Below are 7,166 nucleotides of genomic sequence, written 5' to 3'. Positions count from 1 at the left end.
CGACGGCGGTTCAGTCGACGGCGGCGGGCGCGCCTCCCGCGCGGCGCGGGTCGCCTCCGTTTAGAGCGTTATTCGGCCATTCTGGCCCAGTCATTCAGAAAACCGCCGTGAATCGATCCCAGGATGGCCCTACGGAAAGGAACCTCTCAGCTAGCAGAAGGTTCAGAAAACTGAGATCACTTGGAAGGGCGCGATGTCCTCCGCCGCTGCGACGGACCGGGATCATCAGCAGGCTCTCGATTTGATGACGCGTTGAGAAGAGCTGCGAAAGGAAAAATCGTGAAAGCTGTCGTGTACAACGGGCCCAAAGATGTTTCTGTCAATACCATCGATGATCCCAGGATCGAAAAGCAGACCGATGTTATCATCCGGCTGACCACGACCAATATCTGCGGGTCGGACCTTCACATGTATGAGGGCCGTACCAGCTTCGAGAAGGGCAGGGTCTTCGGTCACGAAAACCTTGGCGAGGTCATCGAGGTCGGCTCTTCCGTAGATCGTATCAAGAAGGGCGATCGCGTGTGTATGCCGTTCAACGTCGGTTGCGGTTTCTGCGAAAATTGCGAACGCGGTTTGACGGGTTTCTGCCTCACGACCAACCCTGGAACCGCCGGCGCAGCGTATGGCTTTGCCGAGATGGGTCCGTGGCAAGGTGGTCAGGCCGAGTTGATGCGCGTTCCTTATGCGGACTTCAATTGTCTGAAGTTGCCTGAGGACGCTGAGGAGAAGGAAGATGACTATGTCATGCTCTCCGACATCTTCCCGACGGGTTGGCATGGCGTCGAACTGTCGGGTTTCCTGCCTGGCGAAAGCATCGCGATCTACGGCGCCGGTCCGGTCGGTTTGATGGCCGCGCATTCAGCCGAAATCCGCGGTGCCTCTCAGATCTTCGTGGTCGATTCTCACGATGACCGCCTGAAACTGGCCGAGGCGATAGGCGCTATTCCGATCGACATGCGCAAGGGCGATCCCGCCCAGCAGATCCTTGACGCGACCGGCGGCCTCGGGACTGACCGGGGGGTCGAGGCGGTCGGGTATCAGTGTTGCGATCGCCACGGCAAGGAGCGCAGCAATTACACGATGAACTGCCTCGTCAAAAGCACGAAGGCCACTGGCGGAATCGGCGTCGTCGGCGTGTTCATTCCGGAAGACCCGAACGCGCCCGACGATCTTCAGAAGGAAGGCAAGATGGCGTTCGACTTCGGCAACTTCTGGTTCAAGGGCCAGAAGATCGGCACCGGCCAGTGCAATGTAAAGCACTACAACCGGCGACTGATGAAGCTTATCGAGCAAAACCGGGCCAATCCTGCCCTAATCATCTCGCACCGACTGCCGCTTGATCAGGCACCAGACGCCTACAAGCATTTCGACGAGCGCGATGCTGGTTGGACGAAGGTCGTGCTCAAGCCGGGCACCTGACCTTGGTCTTCGACGGAATAGGAAATAAATCATGACTTTGGAAGGAAAATCAGTTGCCATTCTGATCGCACCCCGTGGGACGGAAGAACCAGAATTCTCGAAGCCCAAGCAAGCTGTCGAGGACGCTGGGGGCAAAGTGACCGTGGTCAGTTTTGAACCGGGCAAGGCTCGCACAGTCAATGGCGATCTCGACGAGGGCGGCAGCTATACTATCGACAAGACGTTTTCCGAGGTGAAAGCCGACGATTTCGACGGACTTGTTGTGCCCGGAGGGACTGTCGGTGCCGACAAGCTGCGCGGCAGCGTCGAGGCAATTGCTTTCATCCGGGCTTTCTTCGATCAGAAAAAACCTGTTGCGGCTATATGCCATGCACCCTGGACATTGATCGAGGCGGGCGTGCTTGAGGGGCGCACCTTGACGTCCTACCCGACACTGAAGGTCGATATCGAGAACGCCGGCGGTGCATGGACCAATGAGGAAGTCGTGGTCGACAACGGCCTTGTTACCAGCCGCGATCCTAATGATTTGCCCGCCTTCTGTGCCAAACTCGTTGAGGAAATCGCAGAAGGTGCCGGCGCAGCGCCCGCAGCAGGGAATTAAGGCGGGGCGTTTCGACGAAACCATGTGAGGGCCCTCTCCCTGAGGAAGGTCCGCACAAAGCGAGCGTGGCGGATGGCCAGCGATTGGCCGTCCGCCACGCCGCGTATCACACGAACACGGCGCACCTGACGGGCACTCAAACCCTAAGCCGCGTCAACCGCGGTGACACATCGCCGGCTCCCGCTTCCAGATTCGACCCATTCCAACGTGTGGTCGAGATGCACCTGATCGAACGTGCGTTCGGCCAGATTTACGACCTACAGCGCCGCCTTGAGATAGCGGGCGGTGAGACTGCCTTCCGCTTCCGCAACAACGCCAGGGACGCCGCTGGCAACGATACGGCCCCCATCTTCCCCGGCCCCCGGTCCCAGGTCGATGATCCAGTCCGCTTGTGTGATGGCGCGCATGTCATGTTCGACGACTACGACGGTATTGCCGGCGTCTACGAGCCCCTGCAGGTGTTGCATCAGCCGGTCGCTATCGGAGGGGTGAAGCCCCGAAGTTGGCTCGTCGAGGATGTAGATCGTGTTGCCGCGTTGAGCGCGTTGCAGTTCAGTTGCCAGCTTGATGCGCTGCGCCTCCCCGCCAGACAGCTCGGTCGCCGGCTGACCGAGCCTCAGATAGCCAAGACCGATCTCCCGCAACACGGCGAGGGAGCGCATCACAGATGCCTCGCCAGCGAAGAAATCGCACGCATCGTCGACCGTCAGTTCGAGCACCTGGGCGATATTGCGCCCGTTCCATTCGACTTCGAGCGTTTGCGGGTTGTAGCGAGAGCCATGACAGGTCGAGCACGGGGCAAAAACGCTCGGCAGGAACAGCAGCTCCACCATGACGTATCCCTCGCCCTCGCACACAGGGCAGCGGCCTTGCGCGACGTTGAACGAGAACCTTCCCGGACTGTAGTGTCGCCGGCGGGCGAGCGGCGTATCAGCGAAGATCCGTCGCACATGGTCGAACATGCCGCTGTAGGTGGATAGGTTCGAGCGCGGCGTGCGGCCGATCGGTTTCTGATCGACCCGCACCAGCCTGCGAACATGCTCCATGCCTGCGACAATGCGTCCTTCAGTGTCGTTCTGCGCAACATCGAGCAGCGGATCGATATCCTCCTCCTCGGCCACGGGGGACCCGCCGAGGTGTTCCGTGACGAGCTCGGGCAGCGCCTGACTCACAAGACTGGATTTGCCCGATCCCGAAACGCCGGTGACAGCGGTGAAGCAGCCGATGGGAAACTCGACGTCGAGACCATGGAGATTGTTCCGCCTGATCCCTTCCAGGCGTAGCCATGCCTTGGGATCGCGCGGTGTGCGCTCACTGCGGAGCGGCTCTGCGAACAGGTATCGGCGGGTGATCGAAGTCTCGACGTCGGCAAGCCCCTCTATCGGCCCGCTGTAGAGGACTTCACCGCCCTTTTCTCCGGCTCCTGGCCCGACATCGACGAGCCATTCCGCGCGGCGGATCACGTCGAGATCATGTTCGACGACGAACAGGGAGTTGCCCGCAGCCTTGAGACGCTCGAGGATGGTGAGCAAGGCTTCGCCATCTGCCGGGTGCAACCCTGCCGAAGGCTCGTCAAGCACATAGACCACGCCGAAAAGCTGTGACGACAATTGCGTGGCAAGCCGCAAGCGCTGCAGCTCTCCGGAGGAGAGCGTCGGCGTGCTGCGGTCGAGCGAAATGTAGCCAAGGCCAAGATCGATCAGCGGCTCTAGCCGCTCGATCAATTCGCGGGCAAGGCGTTGGGCGGCGATCTGCTTCTCGTCGGAGAGATTGGGCGTGCGACGTACGTCGGGCGCGCTCTTGTGCGCAGAGCCGCCCGCCGCAAGCCGTTGTTCGACCGCTGCATCGCGGGCCGCTTTTTCCAGAACATGGCCCTTTGAGGGGGCGGAGACCGCCCCAGACGCGCCATGCGCGACGGGCATCAGCAAGTCCTTCAGCTTGAGCGCCGTCAGGTCGCCGAACTCGGCAATGTCGAGGCCGGCGAATTTGACCGACAGGGCTTCGCGCTTCAGGCGCTTGCCGTCGCAGGTCGGGCAATCGCGGCCGATGATATATTGCGATACGCGCTTCTTCATCAGCGCGCTTTTAGTGTTGGCGAAGGTTTCCAGCACATAGCGGCGCGCGCCGGTGAAGGTGCCCTGGTAGCTCGGCTCCATGCGGCGCTTGAGCGCCGTCCGGGTCTGTTCGGGCGTCAGGCCCGCATAGACCGGCACCGTCGGCGCCTCTTCAGTGAAGAGGATCCAGTCGCGATCCTTTTTCGGCAGGTCGCGCCACGGCGTATCGACGTCATAGCCGAGCGAAACGAGGATATCGCGCAGGTTCTGGCCATGCCAGGCGGCCGGCCAGGCGGCGATCGCTCGATCGCGAATGGTGAGGCTGTCGTCAGGAACCATCGTCTCTTCGGTCGCGTCATATACGCGCCCGATGCCGTGACAGGTCGGACAGGCCCCCGCGACCGTGTTGGGGGAGAAATCCTCCGCATAGAGCATGGGTTGATGGCGCGGATATTCGCCGACGCGCGAATAGAGCATCCGCACCAGGCTGGAGAGCGTCGTCACGCTGCCGACCGAGGACCGCGCGTTGGCCGAGCCGCGCTGCTGCTGCAACGCGACCGCAGGCGGCAACCCGTCGATCGCGTCGACCTCCGGCACGCCGGCCTGGTCGATCAGGCGACGGGCATAGGGCGCAACCGATTCCAGATAACGCCGCTGGGCTTCGGCATAAAGGGTGCCGAACGCGAGCGATGACTTGCCCGAGCCCGATATGCCGGTGAACACCACGAAGGCGTCGCGCGGTACATCGACGTCAATATTTTTGAGGTTATTCTGGCGCGCGCCGCGAACCTGCACGCAAGCGGGCGGCCCCGTATGCCCATGATCGGTGGCCGGCGTCGTCGCGTGAATATCCTTGCTCTTCAATTCAGTCTTCCTGGCCTATACGCCCGTGCGGCCCGTGGTTCATCACAAGCCGGGTAACAGATGAATGCATTTCCGACTCAATACATCCAACGGCCAGGCTGGCCCGATGTTCGGCACCGTTGAAATATTTTTCCAGCATTATACAAAGGTTACGACAAAACTATTTTTCCCGTTGGGTCGCGCGGCAAGGCCACACACACTCCGCTGGTAAGCGCCTGGGCCAGGCGGCCCTGGTCCTTAACGCTATCGGCATGTAAACTCCGCACTTCGGCGCTTGCTACCGCATCGCGGCGCGTTGCCCATTTGCCAGAGCGCGCGACATCATGGCCGGGGTCGGGCCATGATGACGGCCGAGTTGTCGATCCGAGCGCCTCGCGCCGCTTCGGATCGGCGGGTCAGTAGTGAATGACCGTGCGGATCGACTTGCCTTCGTGCATCAGTTCGAAGGCCTCGTTGATCTCCTCCAAACCCATCGTGTGGGTTACGAATGGGGCCAGATCGATATCGCCTCTCATCGCATCCTCGACCATGCCGGGGAGCTGTGTCCGTCCCTTGACGCCACCGAAAGCGGACCCCTTCCATACGCGGCCCGTGACGAGCTGGAATGGTCGGGTGGAGATTTCCTCGCCCGCGCCGGCAACGCCAATCACGATCGACTGACCCCAGCCACGGTGCGCTGATTCAAGCGCGGCGCGCATGACGTGGACGTTGCCGATGCACTCGAAGGTATGATCGATGCCCCAGCCCGTCATCTCGATCAGCACTTGCTGGATAGGCTTGTCATGGTCCTTGGGGTTGATGCACTCGGTCGCACCGAACTGGCGTGCCAGCTCGAACTTGGATGGATTGGTGTCGATGGCGATGATGCGACCCGCCTTCGCCTGGCGCGCACCCTGAATCGCCGCGAGGCCGATGCCGCCGAGGCCGAACACGGCGACCGAGTCTCCGGGCTGGACCTTGGCGGTATTGTGGACTGCGCCGATGCCGGTCGTGACGCCGCAGCCGAGCAGGCAGACATGTTCGGGGTTTGCCTCGGGATTGATCTTGGCGAGCGAGACTTCGGCAACGACAGTATATTCACTGAAGGTTGAACAGCCCATGTAATGATAGAGGGGCTGACCATTGTACGAAAAGCGGGTGGTCCCATCGGGCATCAAGCCCTTGCCCTGCGTTTCGCGGACAGCGACGCACAGGTTGGTCTTGCCCGACAGGCAGAAGTCGCACTTGCCGCACTCGGCGGTGTAGAGCGGAATCACGTGATCGCCCGGCCCGACGCTGGTGACGCCTTCACCGACCTCGACAACGATGCCCGCGCCCTCGTGGCCCAGAACCACCGGGAAAACACCCTCCGGATCACTCCCCGCCAGCGTGTACGCGTCGGTGTGGCACACACCGGTGTGCGTCACCCGTATGAGGACTTCGCCTTTCCGGGGTGGGGCGACATCGATCTCGACGATTTCGAGTGGCTTGCCCGCCTCGAAGGCTACAGCGGCGCGAGATTTCATGTTGGGAGACCCTCGTTGAGTTAAACTGATTGCTGGTGGGAGGCCGTTGCGTCAGCGCAAATTCGTCGACATTCACATACTGGCAGGGAGTACCTTTAGTATACTCCCTGCCAGTATACAAGAGGTGTCCTAACGAGGATCTCAAACCAGAGAAGGCAGCAGGGGCTGGCTTCTAGACTAGCGCGACATCGCTTACGTGGAAGAAGAAACTCACCACGACGATGGCGGCAGAGCGGTCGCAGCGATGCCACATACCGCTCTGTCTAGCTTACTTGACCGCGAGAACATCCCAGCGCTCGATGACCGGCGGCGTGGCCAGAAGCTCATCGGCGTTCTGCATGAGTGCCGCCGCGATCGGACCGTTGAGATGTGCGGTTCTGTCGCCATCATTCTGAAAGGCGTCAAAGATCGCGAAACTGCTTGGTCCGAACTTTACAGCATACCAGACCGGAGTACCCGTTTCGGCTTGTGCCAACGGCAGCGCGTCCTTCAGAAACTTTTCCAAAGCCGCTTCTTTGCCAGGCTTGGCGTCGAGCCGCACGAATAAGCCCATATGTGTCATCTTCATCGTCTCCATCTTTGGGTGTGATTGGGTTGACTTCGAGCTGCCTGTCGTATCCGCCATTGCGCTTGTCGCGCCGGTGGCGACAACGAGGGCCGCCGTGAGCAGGAACACTTTAATGGTCCTCATTTTCTTCCCTATTTGATCGCGCCATCGTCGGC

The 7,166-nt window shown here is 61.0% G+C and carries 5 protein-coding genes; 2 read left to right on the top strand and 3 right to left on the bottom strand.

All coding sequences use genetic code 11. From position 1 onward, the window contains the following. The first annotated feature begins 279 nt into the window (after nt 1-279). Both B2V90_RS21250 and B2V90_RS21245 read left to right on the top strand, forming a co-directional pair. Nucleotides 280-1,419, top strand: a complete 1,140-nt coding sequence (locus tag B2V90_RS21250; protein WP_228223066.1) for a glutathione-independent formaldehyde dehydrogenase — start codon at nt 280-282, stop codon at nt 1,417-1,419. A 31-nt stretch (nt 1,420-1,450) separates the two neighbouring features. Then, nucleotides 1,451-2,020 (top strand): type 1 glutamine amidotransferase domain-containing protein, encoded by a 570-nt coding sequence (locus B2V90_RS21245; RefSeq protein ID WP_228223065.1) that lies wholly within the window; start codon nt 1,451-1,453, stop codon nt 2,018-2,020. A gap of 257 nt (nt 2,021-2,277) precedes the next feature. On the opposite strand, the gene B2V90_RS21240 is transcribed toward B2V90_RS21245, so the two are convergent. The 3 genes from B2V90_RS21240 to B2V90_RS21230 all read right to left on the bottom strand — a co-directional run bounded on the left by B2V90_RS21240 (nt 2,278) and on the right by B2V90_RS21230 (nt 7,005). After that, entirely contained in the window at nt 2,278-4,869 is a 2,592-nt protein-coding gene (locus B2V90_RS21240; protein ID WP_323132816.1) for an excinuclease ABC subunit UvrA, read from the bottom strand. 464 nt (nt 4,870-5,333) lie between these two features. Beyond that, a complete protein-coding gene (locus B2V90_RS21235) occupies nt 5,334-6,443 on the bottom strand; it encodes an S-(hydroxymethyl)glutathione dehydrogenase/class III alcohol dehydrogenase (RefSeq protein WP_043061438.1) in 1,110 nt (369 codons plus the stop codon). A gap of 268 nt (nt 6,444-6,711) precedes the next feature. Continuing rightward, entirely contained in the window at nt 6,712-7,005 is a 294-nt protein-coding gene (locus B2V90_RS21230; protein WP_024717194.1) for a putative quinol monooxygenase, read from the bottom strand. Between the last annotated feature and the right edge of the window lie 161 nt (nt 7,006-7,166).

The organism is Sphingobium sp. UBA5915 (assembly GCF_002431195.1).
GTDB lineage: Bacteria > Pseudomonadota > Alphaproteobacteria > Sphingomonadales > Sphingomonadaceae > Sphingobium > Sphingobium soli.
This window is presented reverse-complemented; position numbering and strand designations above follow the sequence as displayed.

What these genes read in the sequence shown, in the direction of transcription:
- B2V90_RS21230 (WP_024717194.1), bottom strand. Translation starts at nt 7,005, where the DNA reads ATGACACATATGGGCTTATTCGTGCGGCTCGACGCCAAGCCTGGCAAA.
- B2V90_RS21235 (WP_043061438.1), bottom strand. Translation starts at nt 6,443, where the DNA reads ATGAAATCTCGCGCCGCTGTAGCCTTCGAGGCGGGCAAGCCACTCGAA.
- B2V90_RS21245 (WP_228223065.1), top strand. Translation starts at nt 1,451, where the DNA reads ATGACTTTGGAAGGAAAATCAGTTGCCATTCTGATCGCACCCCGTGGG.